General features: G+C 74.1%; 18 protein-coding genes. 3 read left to right on the plus strand and 15 right to left on the minus strand.

The genetic code is table 11. From position 1 onward, the window contains the following. From C2142_RS07520 to C2142_RS07535, 4 genes are all read right to left on the minus strand, one after another. Window positions 1-765 (minus strand): VOC family protein, encoded by a 765-nt coding sequence (locus tag C2142_RS07520; protein ID WP_148641659.1) that lies wholly within the window; start codon window positions 763-765, stop codon window positions 1-3. A gap of 12 nt (window positions 766-777) precedes the next feature. Continuing rightward, entirely contained in the window at window positions 778-1,686 is a 909-nt protein-coding gene (locus C2142_RS07525) for an NADP-dependent oxidoreductase (RefSeq protein WP_148641660.1), read from the minus strand. Window positions 1,687-1,917: 231 nt separating this feature from the next. Beyond that, window positions 1,918-2,421 carry a DinB family protein gene (locus C2142_RS07530; protein WP_148641661.1) on the minus strand — a complete coding sequence of 168 codons (504 nt, stop codon included), beginning with the start codon at window positions 2,419-2,421 and terminating at the stop codon, window positions 1,918-1,920. A 64-nt stretch (window positions 2,422-2,485) separates the two neighbouring features. Next, on the minus strand, window positions 2,486-3,391 hold the full coding sequence (locus C2142_RS07535; protein ID WP_148641662.1) for a GyrI-like domain-containing protein: 906 nt from the start codon (window positions 3,389-3,391) through the stop codon (window positions 2,486-2,488). Window positions 3,392-3,634: 243 nt separating this feature from the next. On the opposite strand from C2142_RS07535, the gene C2142_RS07540 reads away from it, so the two are divergent. From C2142_RS07540 to ribA, 3 genes are all read left to right on the plus strand, one after another. Beyond that, window positions 3,635-4,462 (plus strand): hypothetical protein, encoded by an 828-nt coding sequence (locus C2142_RS07540; RefSeq protein WP_148641663.1) that lies wholly within the window; start codon window positions 3,635-3,637, stop codon window positions 4,460-4,462. A gap of 34 nt (window positions 4,463-4,496) precedes the next feature. Further along, on the plus strand, window positions 4,497-4,985 hold the full coding sequence (locus C2142_RS07545; protein WP_148641664.1) for a SitI3 family protein: 489 nt from the start codon (window positions 4,497-4,499) through the stop codon (window positions 4,983-4,985). 226 nt (window positions 4,986-5,211) lie between these two features. Beyond that, window positions 5,212-5,871 carry a GTP cyclohydrolase II gene (gene ribA, locus C2142_RS07550; RefSeq protein ID WP_148641665.1) on the plus strand — a complete coding sequence of 220 codons (660 nt, stop codon included), beginning with the start codon at window positions 5,212-5,214 and terminating at the stop codon, window positions 5,869-5,871. A 173-nt stretch (window positions 5,872-6,044) separates the two neighbouring features. Here the strand turns inward: ribA and C2142_RS07555 are convergent, their stop codons facing one another. From C2142_RS07555 to C2142_RS07605, 11 genes are all read right to left on the minus strand, one after another. Further along, window positions 6,045-7,355, minus strand: a complete 1,311-nt coding sequence (locus C2142_RS07555) for a glycoside hydrolase family 16 protein (protein WP_148641666.1) — start codon at window positions 7,353-7,355, stop codon at window positions 6,045-6,047. A 202-nt stretch (window positions 7,356-7,557) separates the two neighbouring features. Then, entirely contained in the window at window positions 7,558-8,784 is a 1,227-nt protein-coding gene (locus C2142_RS07560; protein WP_148641667.1) for an NAD(P)-binding domain-containing protein, read from the minus strand. Beyond that, window positions 8,781-10,052: an ATP-grasp domain-containing protein gene (locus tag C2142_RS07565; protein WP_148641668.1), complete on the minus strand. Its 1,272-nt coding sequence runs from the start codon at window positions 10,050-10,052 to the stop codon at window positions 8,781-8,783. The genes C2142_RS07560 and C2142_RS07565 overlap by 4 nt, the downstream gene beginning before the upstream one ends. A 28-nt stretch (window positions 10,053-10,080) precedes the next feature. After that, on the minus strand, window positions 10,081-11,397 hold the full coding sequence (locus C2142_RS07570) for a glycoside hydrolase family 16 protein (protein WP_148641669.1): 1,317 nt from the start codon (window positions 11,395-11,397) through the stop codon (window positions 10,081-10,083). Then, window positions 11,394-13,403: a glycosyltransferase gene (locus C2142_RS07575; protein ID WP_148641670.1), complete on the minus strand. Its 2,010-nt coding sequence runs from the start codon at window positions 13,401-13,403 to the stop codon at window positions 11,394-11,396. Before C2142_RS07575 ends, C2142_RS07570 begins: the two co-directional genes overlap by 4 nt. A 5-nt stretch (window positions 13,404-13,408) precedes the next feature. Next, on the minus strand, window positions 13,409-14,233 hold the full coding sequence (locus C2142_RS07580) for a polysaccharide deacetylase family protein (protein ID WP_148641671.1): 825 nt from the start codon (window positions 14,231-14,233) through the stop codon (window positions 13,409-13,411). After that, window positions 14,230-15,318, minus strand: a complete 1,089-nt coding sequence (locus C2142_RS07585) for a glycosyltransferase family 2 protein (protein ID WP_148641672.1) — start codon at window positions 15,316-15,318, stop codon at window positions 14,230-14,232. The genes C2142_RS07580 and C2142_RS07585 overlap by 4 nt, the downstream gene beginning before the upstream one ends. After that, a complete protein-coding gene (locus tag C2142_RS07590) occupies window positions 15,308-16,702 on the minus strand; it encodes an MATE family efflux transporter (RefSeq protein WP_148641673.1) in 1,395 nt (464 codons plus the stop codon). Before C2142_RS07590 ends, C2142_RS07585 begins: the two co-directional genes overlap by 11 nt. Beyond that, a complete protein-coding gene (locus C2142_RS07595) occupies window positions 16,702-17,943 on the minus strand; it encodes a glycosyltransferase family 2 protein (RefSeq protein ID WP_148641674.1) in 1,242 nt (413 codons plus the stop codon). The genes C2142_RS07590 and C2142_RS07595 overlap by 1 nt, the downstream gene beginning before the upstream one ends. Beyond that, complete coding sequence (locus C2142_RS07600) at window positions 17,940-19,265, minus strand: glycosyltransferase (protein ID WP_148641675.1); 1,326 nt, start codon at window positions 19,263-19,265, stop codon at window positions 17,940-17,942. Before C2142_RS07600 ends, C2142_RS07595 begins: the two co-directional genes overlap by 4 nt. After that, on the minus strand, window positions 19,262-20,092 hold the full coding sequence (locus tag C2142_RS07605; RefSeq protein ID WP_241002437.1) for a glycosyltransferase family 2 protein: 831 nt from the start codon (window positions 20,090-20,092) through the stop codon (window positions 19,262-19,264). The genes C2142_RS07600 and C2142_RS07605 overlap by 4 nt, the downstream gene beginning before the upstream one ends. Window positions 20,093-20,355 lie beyond the last annotated feature (263 nt).

Below are 20,355 nucleotides of genomic sequence, written 5' to 3' on the forward strand. Positions count from 1 at the left end.
TCAGCCCTCCCCGGAGTCCTGGTAGATGCCGAACGCCGCCCCCAGCGGGTCGCGCAGCACGGCGATCCGGCGGCCGCCCGGCATCGAGACCGGTGCCATCAGGACGCCCGCGCCGAGGTTGCCGGCCCGGAACGCGGTCACCTCCGCGTCCGCGACGGCGAAGTACGGCAGCCAGTGCGGCGGCACCTGCGGCGGGAAGCCGTCGTCCATCGTCAGCATGCCGCCGAAGTCCTCGTCGGCCAGGCCCCACTGGGTGTACCGGTCGGCCGGGCGGACCGTCCAGCCGAACACCGCCGGGTAGAACGCCCGGGCGCCCTCCGGGTCGCGGGTCAGCAGCTCCACCCACCCCAGCGCGCCCGGGTCGTTGAGCACCTCGGCGCCGGTCAGCCGGTTCGCCTGCCAGAGCCCGAACACCGCTCCCGACGGGTCCGCCGCGATCACGAACCGGCCGAAGTCCAGCGCCTCCATCGGCGCGACGATGATGCTCCCGCCCGCCCCGGTGATCAGGTCGGCGGTGGCGTCGGCGTCGGTGACGGCGAAGGAGATGCTCCAGGCCGTCGGCTGGCCCTCCCCGTAGAGTGGGGCGATCGACGCGGCGATCGCGCCGTCCAGCCTCATGAAGGTGTAGCCGCCGGCCTCCGGCCGTTCGTCGCGCTCCGGCTGCCAGCCGAAGAGTTCACCGTAGAACCGCTTGGCCGCCTCCGGGTCCGCGCTGCCGTGCTCCACCCAGCAGGGCCCGCCCGTGGTCACCTTGTTCTGCTTCATCTCGCCCTGCTCTCAGCCGATTTCGAGGATCAGTTTGCCGTGCGCGTGCCCCGACTCGACGAGGGCCAGCGCCTCCGCGGCGTGGGCCAGCGGATGGCGGCCGGTGATGTGCACGTCCAGTTCGCCGGCGGCCACCAGGGCGGCCAGTCCGGCGAGCGTCGCCGGGGTGGTGGAGCGGGTGATGAAGCGGCCGCCCAGCTCCGCGGCGGTGGCCGGGTCGACGGTGGAGACCAGCTTCGAGCGGTCGGACAGGGTCGCGGCGGCGGCGCGCAGGTCGTCCCCGCCGACGAGGTCGAGAATGCCGTCCACCCCGTCCGGTGCGACCGCCCTGATCCGCTCGGCCACACCGTCGCCGTAGCGCACCTGCACCGCGCCCAGCGACTCCACGTACCCGCGGTTGGCGTCGCCCGCCGTTCCCACCACCCGGATTCCGCGGCTGCGGGCGATCTGCGCGGCGACGCTGCCCACGCCGCCCGCGATGCCGAGGATCAGCAGCGTCTGCCCCGAGCCCACCCCGACGTCGCGGACCCCGTCGTCGGCCGTCGCCGCCGCCACCGGCAGCGTCGCCGCCTCGGCGAATCCGACGGCCCCGGGCTTGACGGCACTCATCGACGCCAGCAGCAGCGTCTGCTCGGCGAAGGCCCCGGCCGCCGCGACGCCGAACACCTCGTCCCCCGGCGTGAACCCCGTGACGCCCGGCCCGATCCGCTCGACCACCCCCGCGGCCTCCTGCCCCATGACAGCCGGCAGCTCGCGGTCCTTCCCGAGCCACCCGCGGCGGACCTTCCAGTCCACCGGGTTCACCCCGGCCACCCGTACCGTGATCCCCAGCTGCCCCGGTCCCGGCTCCAGCACCGGCCGGTCCAGGAACTCCTGATTCTCCGGCCCGCCGTACTCGACGAACCCGAACGCCTTGGCCATCCTCGATCCACTCCTTCGCCGCGGCCCCTGCGCGGGGCCCTGCCGGGCCTCCTCCCCCGCCCCAGCATGCGGGCCGGGCCGGGGCACGGCCCGCCGGTGCTGCGCCGAACGGACGCGTGGCGGCGCCGGCGGCCCGCGGACCGGCGGCCGACGGGCTTCACCGTCCGCCAGCGGCCCGCCGTGCGCGTCCGGGGGACGTCCTGCCGGGACCGCCCGCCCCGCTCCCGCCGCTCACCCCCGGCTGTGGTCGCCCGTCCGGCCGTCGAGCAGTTCGCGGAGGATGTCCATGTGCCCGGCGTGACGGGCGGTCTCGGTGGCCATGTGGATGAGGACCCAGCGCAGCGACACCTCATCGCCGAACCAGGCCCGCCCGAGGTCGTCCAGCTCCAGATCCTCGACCACCAGGTCGGCGGCCGCACGGGCGCGGGCGTAGAAGGTGAGGACGTCGGCGGTGGACTCGTCCGGCCGGATCCGCAGGTCGGACTCCTCGTCCTCGTCCAGGTCGAACGGCAGCGGACCGGTCTCGCGGCCGAACGTCTCGCAGAACCAGCCGAGTTCGGCGCCGCCGAGGTGCTTCACCAGGCCCAGCAGGGACGTCCCGGACGGGGTCATCGGCCGCCGGAGCTGCTCGTCGTCGAGCCCTTCGAGCTTCCAGAGCACCGCGTCACGGTGCCGGTCGAGAGCCGTGAACAGGCTTTCCTTCTCCGCCCCTTGGAAGGGCACGCGCTTCATCATGCGCGGACCATAACAGCCCGCCGTTCCGGTGGGGGTGGCCAACTCCCCACCGGAACGGCCTGGTTCACCGTGCAGTGCGCTCCACCTGGATCCAGAGCTGAGCCTCCGCCTCGCCCGCGGGCAGGAAGCGGGTGCGCAGGATCTCCGGGCCCGGGCGGGTCTCGTACGGGTTGGAGGGGAACCACTGGGTGTAGACGTCCCGCCACATCTCCTGGAGGGCCTTCGGGAAGGTCCCGGCGTTGGAGAAGACGGCCCAGGTGCCGGCCGGCACCTCGCGCACGTCCAGGCCGTCCGGGACCACCGCGTCCGTACCGGCCACCACCGCGTGGTAGTAGTCGAGTTCGACGCCCTCCTCACGGCTGTCCGAGAAGAACTCGGTGATCGAGAGGATCCCCTCCGGCTCCTGGTCCGAGAGGGCCGAGATCCGGTCGACGGCCTCCTGGCCGAGCCCCCTGATGAACTCGGCGATGGCCGGGTTCACCCCCTCGTGAACCAGCGGGACCCGGGCCCGCCGTCCGACGATCCGGAACGCGGGCTTCTCGACGATGCGGTATTCCATACTGCTGCTCCCTTCGATGACGAGTCGGAAGGACATCCGGGGCTGGGACTTCAGCGCCGCACCCTCACGGCGGGCCTCCCCGGGCCCGACGCCGTGCATCGCCCGGAACGCCCGGGCGAACGCCTCCCCCGAGGTGTAGCCGTACCGGACCGCCACATCGAGCAACGTCCGCTCGCCGGCGAGCACTTCGGCCCCGGCGATGGTGAGCCGACGGCGCCGCACGTACTCCGACAGCGGCATGCCGGCCAGTGCGGAGAACATCCGCCGGAAGTGGTACTCCGACGTCATCGCGATCCGCGCCAGCTCGGCCACATCGACGGACGCGCCCGCGGACCCGTCGGCCGACGGGCCGACCGACGCGCCCAGGCACTCCTCGATGTGCTCCATCGCCCGGTTGAGGTGCTCCAGCATCCCTGCCCCCGTCCTTCCTCTTACTGATCACCACCGTAGGAAGGACCCAGCCTGCCGCACCCGACATCCTGTGCCCGCTCCGGTCGGGTGCCGCGCGGTGACCGCCTCCGAGGCGGCGGCCGAGCCGACGACCGGGTCGGCGGAGGCGAATCCGTTTGACCGCGTGGCACGTCAGGCCCCAGTGTTCCGACCCGGACGTCCGCCCACCGCGGGGGGACCGTCAGGGAGGGAACCCGAAAGCCGATGCCGCACAACGACACCGAACCCGCCACAACCACCGAGACCGCACCCGGGACCGAGGCCGGCACCAGCACCGGTACCGGCTCCGACAACGACACCGGCACCAACAGCGGCACCAGCACCGCGACCGCCTCCGGCGCCGAAACGGCCGCCGAGCGCCTGCGGGCGCGGTGGGCGGAGCCGGCGGCGGCGGTGCCGCCCTGGTACCGGCGGGTGTCGCGGCGGACGTGGAAGGTGTCGGGGAGCGTGGTCGCGGCGCTGGCGGCCTTCGGCGTGCTGGCCACCGTGTTCGGGCCGGACGACCCGGTGCGCTACCGGCTGGACGCGCCGCAGAGTATCGGCGAGCTGACCCGGGAGTCGGACTCCTCCGGCGCGTACGCCGCCCAGGACGCGGAGATCTTCCCGAACACCCTCGGCTACATCCGGTTCCACGAGCACTTCGTCGCCGGGTACCGCCGGCCGGGCTCCACCGGGACGGACTTCCTCGTCATCGGCGCCACCGGCACGTTCGCCAGCCCGGTCCGCGAGCTGGACGACCTGCTCGGCGGGGTGGATCCGGTGCTCGGACCGGCCCGGATCGGCGCCACCTCACCGCAGGCCTCCCCCAGCGGGTACACCGTCTTCCCGTCCGGCCCGCTCGGCGGCTTCCTCAAGTGCACCGTGCAGGACAACGGGCACAAGGACGCCATCGCCGTCTGCGCCTGGGCCGACGCCACCACCGTCGGCAGCGTCACCGACTACTCCCAGGACGCCGGCAGCCTCGACCTCACCGCGCTCGCCGAGCGCACCCGGGCCATCCGCGCCGCGATGACCAGCCGCGTCGACGGGTGACACCCGGCCCGCCCCAGCCCCGGAAGGACGGCACATGGCCCTCGACTTCGACCTCGAACTCACCGCACCCGTCACGGCCGGACAGCTTGCCGCCGCCGTCTGGCCCGCGGCCGGCCCGCTGCTGCCCGCCGGCCGCTTCACGCCCGGGGACCTGCTGGCGGACGGTGTCCTGACCGTCCGGGAGACATGGCTGAAGGTGGTCGAGTCCCGGCCGGTGGCGTACTGGCAGCCGACCCTGGACGGCCTGCCGTTCACGGCGGCCGCCGGGCTGGCGCTGCGGCTCGGCAAGTTCACCGACCTCTCCGCCCAGCAGGACGACATGACCGGTCTCGCCGCCGCCGTCCTGGCCCGGGTCCCGGCGGATGCGGACGCGGCGCTGCACTTCCAGTCCGAGGTGGTCTGGCTGGTGCGCCGCGGCGGCGTGCTGAGCCTGAGCGAGCGGTCCGACCTCTGGACCCCGCGCCGGCTGGCCGCCTTCCCCGGGCCGTACGCCCGCGCCGCCCACACCCTCGACGGAGTGTGACGCGCGGGAACACCCGCGTCCTCCGTGGTGTTGCGAGCCTGCGCCACCGCAGCGTCGCCCCGATCGGCCGCCTGCCACCCGACGCCCGGCACCCGTCACCCGTCACCCGTCACCCGTCACCGAACGGTGAGCCGGCGCCCCGGGCGCCCGGACGGCAGTTGTTCAAATTGGAACGACCTAGTACGGTCGACAACCGACCACCCCATCGCAATCGGAGGGCCCGTCCATGCCGCAGCCCGTCACGTCGCAGCCCGGCACCGCCACGGTGCGCTCCCGGGTGCGCATCCCGCTGACCTTCCCGGACGGCTACCGCGCCGAGGCCGAGGTCTTCACCTTCCACGGCCTGGCCGACGGCGCCGAGCACCTGGCGCTCGCCTTCGGCGCAGTGGCGCAGGGCCGGACTACGGACGGCGGGACGCCGCTGGTGCGGCTGCACTCGGAGTGCCTGACGGGCGACGTGTTCGGCTCGGACCGCTGCGACTGCGGCCCGCAGCTGCGCGAGTCGGTCGAGCGGATCGCCGAGGCCGGCGGCTACCTGCTCTACCTGCGCCAGGAGGGCCGGGGCATCGGCCTCTACAACAAGCTGGACGCCTACGCCCTCCAGGACTCCGGCCTGGACACCTACGACGCCAACACCGCGCTCGGCCTGCCCGAGGACGGCCGCGACTACACCGCCGCCGCCCAGATGCTCGGCGCACTCGGCGTCACCGGCGTCGACCTGCTCAGCAACAACCCGGACAAGGCGGCGCAGCTGGCCGCGCTCGGCATCACGGTCGAGCAGCGGGTGCCGACCGGCGTGCACCTGAACGACAGCAACGTGCGGTACCTGCGGGCGAAGGTGGAGCGGACCGGGCACTCGATCGAGCTCTCCCGGCTCGTGGGCTGAGCCGGCGGCGCCCGTCCGGCACACCCGGCTCCCACCGCCCCGGCACCGGCCACGGCCCGCCGGCACGGCACGGCCTGCCGCGGCCCGTCGGCCGGAAACATCGGCCAGACACGTCGGTCCGGCACCGCGGAGTGGCTCCGCGGTGCCGGACCGATGGTGCCGGACCGGTGGGGTCAGTGCTGCCAGACCCGCACGTAGTCGACCTGCATGTCGCCCGGGACGGAGGTCGGACCCGGGGTGTAGACCGCGTTGTTGAGGATCAGGTACATCGGCGAGGAGGTGACGCCGCTGGTGATCTGACCGACCTTCACCCCGTCGTAGTAGTAGGTCACCGAGCCCGGCTGCCAGTCGGCGCCGAAGGTGTGCCAACCGCTGTAGTTGCCCGAGGCGCAGCCGCCGGGGCCGCCGGACGGGGAGTGGAAGTGGTAGCAGGCCTGACCGCTCAGGCCCTCCATCACGTCCAGCTCACCGTCAGCCGGCCAGTTCTGGCCGTCGGTCCAGAAGGCCGGCCAGTTGGCGACCTGCGAACCGGCCGCGGGCAGGTAGATCCGGGACTCGAACGCGCCGTAGGTGAACTGGGCCTTGCCGTTGGTGTTGACCAGCCCCGAGGTGTACGCGAAGTTCTTGCCGTTCACCGTGGCCGGCTTCTGGGCGGCCGTCAGGTGCAGGCTCCCGCCGCTCTCGGACACCTGGGACGGGGCGTAGGCGGCGGACTCGTCGCTGTTCACCGGAGGCGTCGTGCAGGTGGCGCAGCCGAACCAGTTGGGGTTCCACTTCGAGCTGTCGAGCGAGCTGCCGTTGAACTCGTCGGCGAACACCGGACGCCAGCTGCCGGGGATGCCGAGCGGAGCGGCCGAGGAACCGGACGGCTGAGTGGGCGACGCGGTGGCGGACGGCGACGACGGCGACGCGGTGGCCGACGGGGACGCGGTCGGCGAAGCAGTGGCCGACGGGGACGCGGTCGGCGTCGCGGTCGGCGTCGAGGTCGGCGTCGAGGTCGGCGTCGAGGTCGGCGTCGGCGCCGGAGTCGGCGCCGGAGTCGGGGCGGTGCCCGAGGTGAAGGCGCCGACCGGGGCCAGGTTGTGCCAGCTGTTGTTGATCTTGTACGCCACGAAGTACGTGTACTTGCCCGCCGGGAAGACGCGGCCCTGCGGGGTGAACGTCCGCTGCGCCGTGGTCAGGGTGGCCGGGGCGGCGCCGCCGAAGTCGTAGTTCGCGCCGTCGGCGGAGCGGACGGCGATGGTCAGGGCCTGCACCGCGGTCCGCTTGGTGGCGTGCAGCTTGGCGGTGGCGGTGACCGGGGCGCCGGCGCCGGGAGCGGTCGGCGTGACCGACAGCGAGTCGACCACGACCGGCTCGGCCGGGGTGGTCGGCGCGGCCCAGGCGGCCACGCTGGTTCCGCTGGCGGCGAGGGCGAGTGCGAGGACGGCGAGCCGGCGTCTGCCGCTGAACGGGCTGCGGCGGGTCTTCGAGTGCTTGGGCATGTGTGGGAGGACCTTTCGTTCCCCCCCGGCTGTGGACCCGCAGCAGCCTGGACGAGGACGCGGTCCGTACGCAAGCCCGATGCCGCGGCCGGAACCGCGGCATCGATCGTGCACATTCCTAAAACTCCTGGTGGGACGGCCCCTCAAGGTGTCGGGACCGGCCGTCTGTGATATGAGGCACAGGGGCCGGTTCGGCGGCCGGTCAACGCCGTACGGCCGTGGCGATGGCCGTGGCGATCGACCGGCTGATCGTCCGGGCCGCGAAGCCGGTGCCGCAGACGAAACGCATCATCGGCCCGAAGGTGTCGGCGGCGGCCAGGCCGGTGAAGTAGAGCCCGGGTACGGAGGACTCGAAGCCCGGGGAGAGCCGGGGAGCGCCCCCGTTCCGGCGGGCCAGCGCCCGGCGCAGTCCCGGCTCCAGCAGGTCGAGTCGCTCGACGTCCACCCGGTAGCCGGTGGCCACCAGGACCTGGTCGGCCTCCAGGGTGTCGGTCGGGCCCCTCAGCCGGAGCCGCGCCCGGCCGCGGACCTCCTCGGCCGAGACCACCTCGTGCCCGGTGAGCTGCGGGAACCGGCCGAGCGTCCGCTCGCGCAGCCACCATGCCCCGGACGGCCCGAGCACCGTCCGGACCAGGTCCGCCCTGGTGCGGTCCGGCAGGTACCGGAAGGCCTGGGGGGCCCGGCTGAACGCGGTGAACGACCAGCCCGGCCCCAGCGGCGAGGCCGGCTTCGCCAGCCGCACCGGCCACGGCCGGTCGCCCGGCCGGTCGGAGTCGGGCGGGTCGCCGAAGAGCAGGTGCCCGGTCCTCGCGACCAGGACCGGTTCGGAGCCCGCCTCGTGCATCAGCGTGGCGCTCTCCAGCGCCGACTGCCCGGCCCCGATCACCGCCACCCGCTGGCCGGCGAACTTCGCCAGGTCCGCGTGCTCCGAGGTGTGCGAGGCGAGGCCGGCCGCGACCAGCGGCCTCAGCTCGGCGGGAATCCTCGCGTAGGGCGGGAAGCCGTTGGCCAGGACCACCGTCCGGGCGGTGAACGACTCCCCGGTGTCCAGGGAGAGCCGGAAGCCGTGCGGCGCCGGCTCGATCAGGGTCACGGCGGCACGCTCCACCTCGGGGACGCACCGCTGCTGGAACCAGTCGCCGTAGCGGACGAACTCGTCGAGCGGCACCGCGTACCGGTCGCCCACCCACGCGCGGCGTTCGGCCGCGCGGAAGTCGTTCAGACCGTGGCGGCCCCCGGGGTCGCAGATCGAGGAGGCCCGGGGGGTGGACTTCAGGAACATCCCCACCGGCATCCGCGCCCTCCAGCTGCCCATCGGCACGCCGAGGACACGTACGGCCACGCCCCTCGCCTTCAGGTGGGCCGCGACTGACAACCCGTATGGCCCGGCCCCCACGACCGCAACGGGAACTGGACTGGGAGAGATCATGTCGAACCTCCGGGAGTGAGACGAGCGGCGATCCCGTGCCGCACGTGGTCGGCCACGCGCCGTGTCCCCTGGCCGCCGAAGCGGACCGCCATGGCGGCGGCGGGTGCGAGGTCGTCGCCGCAGAGCCAGGCACGCTCGGTCGACCGGCGCGGCCGCAGATCGGGCAGCGGTCGCCGTTCGCGCCAGACCGTGACCGCGGCGGAGAGCGCGTCCAGCTGCCCGACCCCGTAGAAGCGGTTCAGCTGGGGCGCACGCGGGACCGGGCGGCCGGTGAGCGAGAGGTGCAGGGCACGGACGACGTCCAGGCCGTTCTCGGTCTCGAACAACCGGAACTGGGCGCCGGTGCGGGGGTTGAAGTCGAGGAGCTTGTACCTTCCGTCGCGCAGGTCCAGCCGCCAGTCCAGGTCGGCGATGCCGCCGTAGCCGATCGCCCGGCACAGTCCGGCGGCCAGCTCGGCGAGTTCGGGGTTGGGCAGTGCGACGGCCCGGGTGGTGAATCCGCCCGCGGGCGGGTAGGAGCGCAGCTTGCGCCCGGTGAAGACGGCGAGCGGTTCGCCTCCGGGGCCGCAGCACAGGTGGGTGATCCAGTCCTCGGAGCGTTCCGGCGGCAGGTACTCCTGGGCCAGGACCGAGAACCGGGCGTCCGTCGGGCAGTTGGCCAGCAGCTCCCGCTCGTCGTGCACGATCGTGGTGTTCGGGACGACGGGGCGGCTGAGCCGGGTGAACGGCTCCAGGTTCTTCAGCACCAGCGGGTAGCCGCAGGTCCAGGCGGCCTTCAGCAGCTCGTCGTGGTCGCCCGGAGCGACGGTGACGGGTGCCGGGACGCCGTGCTTCTCGCAGATCGCGTGCATGGCGCCCTTGTTGGCCAGTCGCCGCGGGAGCCCGGCGGGCACCGGGGGCAGGACGAAGTACGGGGCGAGCTCCTCGGCGTGCTCGGCGAGCAGGACGGCGGCCTCGTCGTCGGTGGGCAGGGCGATGCACCGGCGGCCGATCGCCCGGCCGACGCCCTGGACGGCCGAGAGCAGCTCGTCGGTGCCCTCGCGCCCGGTGGTGGGCCGGACGAAGGCGCGCGTCAGGTAGCGGGAGAGCGCCGTCGGGGTGAGGCGGTCCTCGACCATCGCGTGGACGGGTACCCCGGCGCGGCCCAGCGACCGCACGACGCCGACCGGACCGTGCGCCAGCGGATACCTCCCCACCTTGACGAGCAGGACTGCGGTCTCCCGGTCCAGGTCCGGCCTGGCCCGGTTGGCGTGACGGGCGCGGTTCATGGTGTCGCACCTCCTCTGATCGTGCGTTTCAGTGCTGCCACACGGCGACCCAGTCGACCTGCACCTGCGTCTTGTCGACGCCGGGCGGGGGCGACTGCTGGTAGCCCACGGCAAGGTTGAGGATCAGTTCCATCGGGGTGGTCGGGATCGCGGCCGGGTCGGTCACCTGGAAGACCTGGACGCCGTCGACGTACCAGGTGACGGCGTCCGGCTCCCAGTCGAGACCGAAGACGTGGTAGCCGAGGGAGTAGTCCAGCGGCCCGTGGGCGTAGTGGGCGTCGATGTCGGTGCCGTCGGGGGCCTCGGCGTGCAGGTTGAGGTCGGCGTACTGGTTGCTGTTGATGAACTCGACGGTGTCCAGCTCCGGCAGCCCGCCCCGGGTGTTGGCGGAGAGCAGCCAGAACGCCGGGAACATGCCGAGCGGCTGGTCGGTGGTCCTGAGGGCGGCGGCGAAGTACCCGTAGGTGAAGGTGTGCCGCGGGGCGCCGTCCCAGCTGTCGCGGCCCGTGGAGACCATCCCGGAGGTCCAGGGGTAGGTCTTCCCGTCGCTGCCCTGGGTGGGTTGGCGTTGGGCGGTGAGCGTGAGCGCGCCGTCCGCCACCGAGACCCGGCCCGGGAGGTACCACTCGTCCTCGTGGTTGCCGGTGTTGCTGCAGCCGCGGACGTTCCAGTCGTAGCAGGTGGTCCACTTGGAGCCGTCCAGTGCGGTGCCGTTGAAGTCGTCCCGGAAGACCTCGTGCCACGGGCCGGTCCCGGGCGGCTGGTCCGCCCCGACCGGCGGCAGGACGGCGGTCGGGCTCGTGGACGCCGCGGTCGGGGGGTGCAGCGCCGCCGCGCCGACGCCGGCGCCGTTGGCCGCGCCGCAGGCGGCGACCAGGAGCAGCGTTCCGGCCGCCGACAGCAGCCGCCACCGGACCGTGGACCGGGCGGACGGCCGGCGCGGGCGCCGGAAGCGGCGGGCGGGCCCGCCGGAGACGGGTGCGGGGGCGGCGGGGAGACGGCGCGGAAGCAGCGTCAGCAGGGTGGTGAGCACGGCGAGGGCCAGGACGGTCCGGCCGACCGTGAAGGAGTGTCTGAGGAACAGCGCCTCCGCCGCCAGCATCGTCAGCGCCAGGCTCAGCGTCACGGTCAGCGCGGCGGCGCTCAGTCGGCCGGGCCCCCGCTCGCGCCAGGACGGGCCCGGCCGGGCCCAGGCCACGGCCGCCGCGCCCGGACCGGCGAGCAGGAAGATGCCGGCGGCGACGGCCCGCAGCGGGTTCCCGGCCGGGAGCAGCAGGGCGGCGAGGGCGATCCAGCCCGACAGTGCGGGCAGCACGCGCGGCAGGGTCCACGGGCGGACGGTCATGGCGTCCTCCCTGCGGCCGGGGCCGTTGCGGCGTTCGCGCCGCCGGGCGGGACGTACTGGTAGACGACGGCGTCCTCGTTGGAGAACACCTGCCGCAGGTCGGGCGAGCTCGCCGCGGCGGCCGCGAAGGCCCTGGTGGCGGTGGCCGGCAGCAGCCCGGTCAGCTCGCACTCGGCGATCTGGGCCCGGGTCAGGATCACGTAGCTCGGTCCGCCGGCCACGTTCGGGCGTTCCAGCGCCATCCGCAGGACGTCGCCGGGGTTGACGGCCAGGCGCTGGAGGTCCTCGCCGGCGGCGTCGCCGAGGACGAGCCGGTCGTGGTCGTCGTAGCGCATCTCGCCTCCCGGCTCGTTGGCGGTGAGCGAGACGACCCGGGAGCCGGGCGGGGTGGTGGCGACGTACCGGAGCGCGGCGGCCTCCTGCGGGGTGAAGTAGTTCATGCTCTCCTTGCCGAAGTAGCCGAAGAGCAGGCCGGCGAGCAGGCCGAGCAGGACGACGGCGGTGGCACCGGTCCGCACCAGGCCGACGGGGCGGGCGGCCGGGGGCGCGGACGACGGGCCGGACGACGGACCTGACGACGGGCCGGGCGGCCTGGCGGCGCGCGGGCTCCACAGCAGGGTCGCGGCGAGGAAGGCGGCGGCGGGAAGGGCGAACAGGTAGGCCCGGAAGAGCATCTCCCCGTCGTAGGCGTTGGCCAGCAGCAGCGCGAGCGGCGCCACCAGCAGGGGCACCAGGCCGACCCGGCGCACCCAGCGGTGGCGGACCAGGGCGGCCAGGGCGAGCAGGAAGACGGCCGCGGTCAGGCACCGGTCGGCCCAGGAGGTCATGACCTGGCCGGGGGCGGCCTGCCCCAGCCGGGCGAGGCCGGCCACCGCGTTGTGGTCCGGCGAGCCCAGGGCGGTGACCAGGCTGGTCAGGTGTTCCGACACGAACGGCCGGGCCACGGTGGCGTCCCAGAGCACGGTCAGCCCGGCCGCCACGGCCAGGACCGGCAGGACGGTTCGCCGGTTGCGGCGGCCCAGCGCCAGCAGGGCCATGCTCACGGTCAGCATGATCGGGGTCAGCTGGTGCGAGGAGACGATCGCGGCGATCAGCACCACGACCAGCGCGAACGGCGCCGCCCGCCAGCCACCGCGGGCCGATGCGTCGTCCGCCGCCGACAGGGCCAGGGCTCCGGGCGGGCCCGGCCTGTGGTCCCGGGGTTCGCGTGCGTCCGCCGCGAGCGAGCGCGCCACCGCCAGCCGGCGCATGACCAGCGCGATCACGGTGAGGGACAGCACGTAGGCGAAGGCCTGCGGGGAGAAGTAGTCCTGACCGACCCAGGCGGTCGCGAAGTAGAGCCAGACCCCGCCCCAGACCAGCCGGTGGTCGGTGGTGATGCTCCGGTACAGCATCAGCAGCGGGCCGACCAGCAGGAGGTTGGTGATCAGCGGGTACCAGGAGGCGTAGCCCAGGACGGAGTCCAGGCCGGTGGCGCGCAGGATCACCGCGTGGAGCTCGAAGAAGCCGGGCCACTGGTTGTAGACGTCCAGCTTGCCCGCTCCCGGCACCGTCCCGCCGTGGCGCAGCATGGCGTCGACGATCGCGACGTGCTTCCAGGCCCAGGCGTACCGCAGGGTCGGGTAGAGCAGGCTGGGCGTCGCGTGGATCACCAGGATCAGCGCCAGGACGTAGGCGGCGGGCCAGCGGTGACGGATCCGCGGGGCGCGCAGCGCGGTGACGAAGCCGAGGGTGAGCAGGCCCAGTGCGGCGAAGTAGGCCGGCGGCAGGGCCTGGAGCAGGCCGAGGTCGCCCATCCGGGAGAGCTCCACCCGGGAGAGGGCCAGCAGCCAGAGCACCAGGGCCGCCGGCAGCGCACTCCGGACGACCCAGCCGGACCAGCCGGCCTCGGCGAGGGCCGCTCGGAGCTCGCGGGTCCGCTGAGCCGTGGTGCGGTGGGTGGTTGAACGGTGGGCCGGTGTCCGCGGGTCGGGTCGAACGTCTTCACGTTCCAGGGCGTCGGTCACTGTGATCACTCCTGACCGCGAGTCCTCGGTGACCCGCCGACCGGGCTGCCGAGGGCCGCGCGCAGGCGGCGGTAGGCCCGCCACACCCGGGTGGCGGCGCTCTCTTGGAAGGGCGCGGTCGGGGCGCCCTGGCGCTTCGTCCAGTCGTCGAACACCTGCGGCGGCGTGTCGGCGCGGACCATCAGGCGGGAGATCCGCAGCGGGTCGTCGGCCGGGGAGCTGAAGGCGTTCCCTACGGCGGCCGCGGAGGTGTAGCCGGCCTGTGCGACCTTGCGGCGGACCTCCGCGCCGGAGTACCCGTGCGGGTAGGCGAAGGAGGCGACCTCGTGGCCGAGGATGTCCTCCAGGGCCGTCTTGCAGCTGGCGATCTCGTCGGTCAGCCGACGGCCGTAGACGGTGTCCATGGGGACGTGGGTCCGGGAGTGGGCGCCGATCTCGATGCCCAGCGCGTCGAGGTTGCCGATCTGGCGCCAGTTCAGCATGGGGGCCGGCGGCAGCAGGCTGCCGGTGCCCTGCCCGCCGGGCGGGTGGATGGCACCGGTGGTGATGTAGAGCGTGGCGGGCAGGCCCTGGTCCGAGAGGATCGGGGCGACCGTCCAGTAGAAGTCGGCGTAGCCGTCGTCGAAGGTCAGGACCGCGGCGCCGGGCGGCAGCGGCGGACCGCCGCGCAGGGCGGCGACCAGCCGGCGCAGCGGCACCAGCGACAGGCCGCTGTCCTTGATCCGGTCCAGCTGCTCGCGGAACACGGCGGGCGTGACGGTGTACGGCGCGAGCCAGGACGGCGGGTCGTCCGAGACCGAGTGGTAGAGGAAGACGGGTATCGCACTCATGGCCCGTCCCTGGTCGGCCGGCCCCCGGCGGGCCGGGCCTTGGCGGGCTCGGCACCGGCGGTCCGGTCACGGGCGGCCGGACGGACCGCGCCGGTCCGGCGGGGCGCGGTCCGTGCGGCCCAGCCGCCGACCAACCCGGTGAGGTAGCCGACGGCGGTCAGGATGACGCCGGCGCAGAGCGCCGCCGCCCTGGCGGGCCGGCGCCGCCGCAGGCTGTCCAGCAGCGCGGCGGGCACGGTGTGCCGCAGGTAGGCGCGTTCGCTGGCGAGGCCGGCGGCGGCGCCGTCGTGCCGCACCACCGCGGCCTTGGAACGGCCCTCGGCGAAGCAGCGTGCGGCGAAGTAGGTGAAGGTGGTGCGGGCCGGCGGCACCCGGTGGAGGACCGCCGCGGCCGGCTCGTAGCGCAGCACGGCGCCGGGGTGGCGGGCGGCGAGGCGGATGCAGAGCTCCGTCTCCTCGCAGCCGAGCGGACGCCGGCCGACCCGGCCGAGGTCGGTCCGGAAGCCACCTGCGTCCAGTGCCTCGGCACGCCGGAAGGACATGTTGGCGCCGATGAAGTTGCGCACCCCGGCCGGCCGGCTCGGCAGTCCCCGGTAGGAACAGCCGACCACCCAGTCGAACTCGGGCGGGAACCAGTCCGGGCGGCCGCTCAGCCACCAGGGCCTGACGTGGCCGCCGACGCCGAGCACCGCGGGTGCCCGGTAGCCGGCCAGGAGCCGCTCGGTCCAGGCGGGGTCGGCGGTGGCGTCGTCGTCGAGGAAGGCGATCAGCTCGCTGTGGGCCGCGGCCAGGGCGGTGTTGCGGGCGCCCGAGAGACCGCGCCGCTGCCGGCTGGGGAGGATCCGCGCGTCGGCCGACAGGTGTTCCCGGGCGAGGTGCAGCAGCTCGGGGCAGTGGTCGACGACGAGCAGCACCTCGGCGGGCGGGTGGTGCTGGCCGCGCACGGAGGCGACGGCGGCGCACAGGTCGTCCCAGCGGTCGACGGTGTAGGCGCAGATCACGACGGTCAGGCTCGGTGTACGGCCGTCGGCGGCGCGTCCGGGAGTCCGGTCGTCGGCCGGGCCGGAGGGCTGGTCAGTGGTCATGGTCCTGGGCTCCTTCCATGGCACTCAGCCAGCGCCGGAGGACGATCAGCAGTGCCGCCGCCATCGTGTACTCGGAGATCACCCAGGCGAGGCCGACGCCGATCAGTCCGTGGCGCGGCAGCAGCAGGGCGACCAGGGTGATGATCATCGTGGCGGAGGCCATCCGCACCCCGACCATCCAGGGCAGCGAGCGGCGGACCCGGGCCACCTGGATGACCACGTTGGTCACCGCGATCGGCAGCGCGCACAGGGCGAGCAGCCGCAGCACCGCCGTGCTGTGCTCGGCGTACTCGGGGCCGAACACGCCCAGGATCCGGCGCGCACCGATCTCGATCACCAGCACGGCGCCGACCAGCAGCAGACCGGTGTGGCGCAGCATGCGCCGGGCGTACTCGGCGAGCCGCTTCGGGTCGCGGGCGCCCTCGACCACCAGCGAGTGGCCCATGCTGAACGTCGCGACGAAGAGGGTGGAGGCGATGACGAAGGCGAGCGAGTAGTAGGCGCTGCCCTCCGGGCCGAGCTGGGCGAGCACGATCAGGGGGACGGCGCTGTAGCTCGCGAAGCTGAAGAGGTTGCCGAGGTAGTCGGCGCCGGCCCAGCGCAGGACCCGTTGGGGCGGTTCGGCGTCGGCGTCGCCGGCCGCCTCGTGGTCCGGCACGGCGCGCCGGAACAGCACCACGTTGGCCAGCGCGATCGCGACGACCATGGCCACCGCCCAGGCGACCAGGATGCCGGTGCCGACGGCCAGGGCCGCGCAGCCGGCGAGCAGCAGTGACTTGGCGACCGCGAAGACGGCGTTCTCGCCGAGGACCCAGCCGGTCCTGCGGGTGCCGGTGAGCGCGCCGTCCTGGAGCACGAAGACCGCGTAGCCGGCGGTGGCCGCGACGAACGCGACCGCGAGCACCGGCGAGTGCAGGAAGCCGAGGTTGGGGGCGACCACCGGGACCAGCAGCAGGAAGCCGACCGCGACCGCGGCGCTGCAACCGGTGCTGATCGCGTAGCACCGCAGCACCAGGTGCCTGGTGTGCCGGCCGGCGGCGGGGACGAAGCGCACCAGGGCGTCCCCGAGGTTGAGGCTGCCGAGCGTGGCCAGGAACATCGCGGCCGACAGGGCCGCGTAGCTGCGCCCCACGGCCTCGACGCTGTAGTAGTGGGTGGCGAGGATCCAGAAGAACGCGCCGAGTCCGGCCGCGACGATCGAACTCGCCGCCAGTACATGGCCGTTGTGCATCAGGGAGTCGGCGCGCAGGCTCTGGGCAGCCGCTCTGACGCGGGCCCGCAGCAGGACCGGGTACGAGCACTCGCAGGGCAGTGCCACCGGGCAGGAGCACGGCCGTGCGGTCTCCGCCCGCCGCTTGGAGCGCGTGTGGTCGAGGATGGACATCACGGCCTCACCGAGGTGTCGGCCCGGCGTTGCAACCGGACGCTGCGCAGGTAGCAGACCGGCCCGTAGAGCAGGCCGAGGAGTTCGAGCCGCCCGAGGTGGACCATCAGCGGGTCGCGGCGGCCGGCGGCCGGGTTGCCCCGGCGCAGGGTCTGCCGGACCCCGTGCGGCACCCGGGCGAGCAGGGCGGCCAGCAGGCGCGGCTGCCGGCGGGTGGCTGCGGCCAGATAGGCGCCGAAGCCGACGCCGAAGCCGAAGACCTGGGTGGTCAGCGCCTCCATGGAACGGCGGTGCGGGTGCCACACCAGCGCGTCCGGCCGGTACACGACCGTGTGGCCGGAGGTCAGGACCTGGAGGAAGGAGAGGAGGTCCTCTCCTCCGCGTGCCGGGGTGCCGGTGCTGGTCGCGGGGTCGAAGCCGCCCAGCGAGCGGAGCAGGCCGGTGCGGAAGGCCATGTTGGCCCCGGTGCCGAGCCGGCCGGTGGCGAAGGGGAAGAGCGGGTCGTCGGACGGTTCGCCGAGGGACCAGCTGCGGACGGTGAAGCCCTTGGCGTAGCCGCAGTACCGTTCCAGCGCGATCTGCGCCCGGGTGTCCAGCTCGGCGGGCAGCACCAGGCCGGTCACGCAGCCCACCTGCGGGTCCGAACGGAACCCGTCGACCAGGGCGGCCACCCAGCCCTCGTCGATCAGGAGGTCGTCGTCGGCGAAGGCGCAGATCTCTCCGCGCGCGACGGCGAGGCCGCGGTTGCGGGCACGGGCCAGGCCGGGCACCGGCTCGCGCAGGTACCGGACCCGGCCGGGGTAGCGGAGCGCGACGAGCAGCTCGGTGGCCCGGTCGGAGGGGGCGTTGTCGACCACGATCACCTCGACGTGCCGGTAGGTGCCGGCCAGGAGGGCGTCCAGGGAGCGCGGCAGCAGGTCGACGCGGTTGTGCGTGCACACGACGACGCTCACGAGCGGGGCGTGGGCCGGCGGTTCCGGCCGTACCGCGGTCCGTGCACGCGGGTCCAGTTGGCGGGCCGCCGCGGCGGCCAGGGCGTGGCAGAGTGCGGCCGGGTCGCCGGACGCGGCCTCGGCGGTCACCAGGCCGAGGGGCTGTCCGCCGCGGCGGATCAGGGCCAGCACCCGGCCGTTCGGGGCGAACACCTCGCCCCGGCCGGGCCGGTGCAGTTCGTCCGGGCGTTCGAGATCCAGCTCGGCGACCTCGACGGGCGCGGGTGGCAGGGCGATCGGGGTGGTCATGGCAGCCGACCTCCAGCCCTGGGATGGCGTTGTTGCCAGACGGTGAACAGGTAGCAGAACGGGCCGTACAGCAGCCCTCGGCGCTCCAGCCTGCGCAGGCCCCGCAGGATGTCGACGTCGGCCGGCCCGGGCCGGGTGCCGACCCGGTGGCTGACGTGCCACCGCCAGACGCCGTAGGGCAGTCGCCGGACGAGCTCGGCGAGCAGGCTCGGCCGGTGGGACACCGCCGCCGCCAGGTACGCGCCGAACCCGACCCCGAACCCGCGGATCTGGTGGGCCAGCGCCTCCATGGTCCGCCGGTGCCGGTGCCAGACGAGCGCGTCGGGCTGGTAGGCCACGGTGTACCCCGCGGCCAGGACCTGCTGGAAGGAGAGCAGGTCCTCCCCGCCGCGCGAGGGCGTCCCGGTGCCGGTGGCCGGGTCGAAGCCGCCGAGGGCCCGGAGCACCGCGGTGCGGAAGGCCATGTTGGCCCCCATCCCGAACCTGCCGACGGAGAACTGGACCAGCGGGTCGTCCACGGAGCCTCGGAGCGACCAGCTCCGGGCCTCGAAGCCCCGGCCGGGAGCGCAGTACTGCTCCACGACGAGCTGTGCCTTGGTGTCGAGCTCCGCGGGCAGCACCAGGCCGGTCACGCAGGCGATCCGGTCGTCCGACTGGAACGCCTCCACCAGGGCGTTCACCCAGCGGGAGTCGGGGATGGCGTCGTCGTCCGTGAAGGCGCAGAGCTCACCGCGCGCGGCCGCGAGACCGCGGTTGCGGGCCCGGGACAGGCCGGGCAGGGGCTCCCTCACGTACCGGATCCGGTCACCGTAACGCGTGCGGACCAGCTTCTCCGTGGCGTCGTCCCTGGGGGCGTTGTCCACCAGGATCACCTCGACGAGGGGCGGGCCGATCCGCACCAGTGAGTCCAGGCAGCGCGGCAGCATCTCGTCCCGGTCCCGGGTGCAGACGATCACGGAGACCGTCGGCCGGCCCGCAGGCACCCGGGCGCGGCCGACCCGACCGGGACGCGCCGCGGGTGTCGCGGTGGACAGGGCGGGAACACACAGTTCCCGGTGAGCGGCATCGACCAGCGCCCGGCGCAGCGCGGCGCTGTCGCCTGCTGTTCCGGTGGCCGTGACCAAGCCGAGCGGGTGTCCGTGCAGCCGCACCAACGCCAACACGCGGCCGTCCGGGTCTGCGGCACCGAGACCTCCGGGGGAGCGCAGCTCGCCCGGTTCGTCCAGGTCCAGGTCGACGACACGGACGGGGGTGTAGAGCGAGTCGCGGGCGGCGGGGCGCGGGCAGGCAGCTGCGGTGCGCCGGTCGGGGCCATTCATCATCGCTCCTCCGCGGGGGCGGCCGCCGAGGCCCGGGCGCCGGGACGCTCGGAGATCAGGGTCCTCAGCACCCGGCGGCCGTCGGAGACGGCGTGGAGGTGCGAGCGACCGCTGCGGCGGGGGAGTTCCAGGCTCGGCACTTCGGCGATCCGCAGTCCGGAGCGCAGCGCGTGCGCGATCATCTCGGCCTCGATCTCGAAGCCGGTGGAGCGCAGGTCGAGAGCGTCCAGGAAGGAACGGCGGAAGGCGCAGTAGCCGTAGCACAGGTCGGTGAGGCTCGCGTCGTACAGGCGGTTCACGACGGCGAGCAGGGCGCGGTTGCCGAGCGAGCGGATCTTGGTGAGGTCCAGCGAGCCGCCGCCGGCGATGCACCGCGATCCCTTGACGAAGTCGAAGCCGTGGTCGAGGAAGTGCAGGAAGTGCGGGATCTCGCCGGGCCACATCGAGCCGTCGGCGTCCATCATGACGATGTACTCGCCGGAGGCGGCGGCGAAGCCGGTGCGCAGGGCGTTGCCCTTGCCCGGGCCGCGCTGCTGGACGCTGCGGACGGTCGGCAGGCAGTGCCGGGCCATCGGGACGGTGGCGTCGTCGGACGAGCCGTCGACCAGGATGACCTCGTCGACGCAGCGCGGGATCTGCTCGAACACCCAGGGGATGTTGCGGGCCTCGTTCTGGGCGGGCACGACCAGCGTGACGGCGTGCTTGCTGGCGACACCGTCCCCGGCCCGGCGCATCGGCCGCCGGGCGGCGACCCGGTCCTCGGCGCGGCGTTGCGGCCGGCCGTCCTGGTTCGGGTACGGGACGACGTTGGGGGGCATGGTGGTGCTCATCGAGGACGGCCTCTCGGGGGGAGGCGGCGGGCGGGCGCCGGGCACGGCGCGGCCCCTGATGTGACGGGGCGGGCCCGGTGCGCGACGGAGGCGCGGGGCGGGCGGGGCCCCGGAGGGAAGTCCCCGGACGGGGACTGCCGAAACGGCGGAGAGCGGGTCGGGCGGCCGGGTGAGGGGTGCGCCGCCGGCTCTCACGGGCGCCGAAGCGCCGGTCTGTCGAACTGGCCGAATGTGCTTCCCGCACCGGGGTGCGGGGTGTGCCA

The sequence above is a fragment of the Streptomyces sp. CB01881 genome (assembly GCF_002953255.1).
Classification (GTDB): Bacteria; Actinomycetota; Actinomycetes; order Streptomycetales; family Streptomycetaceae; genus Kitasatospora.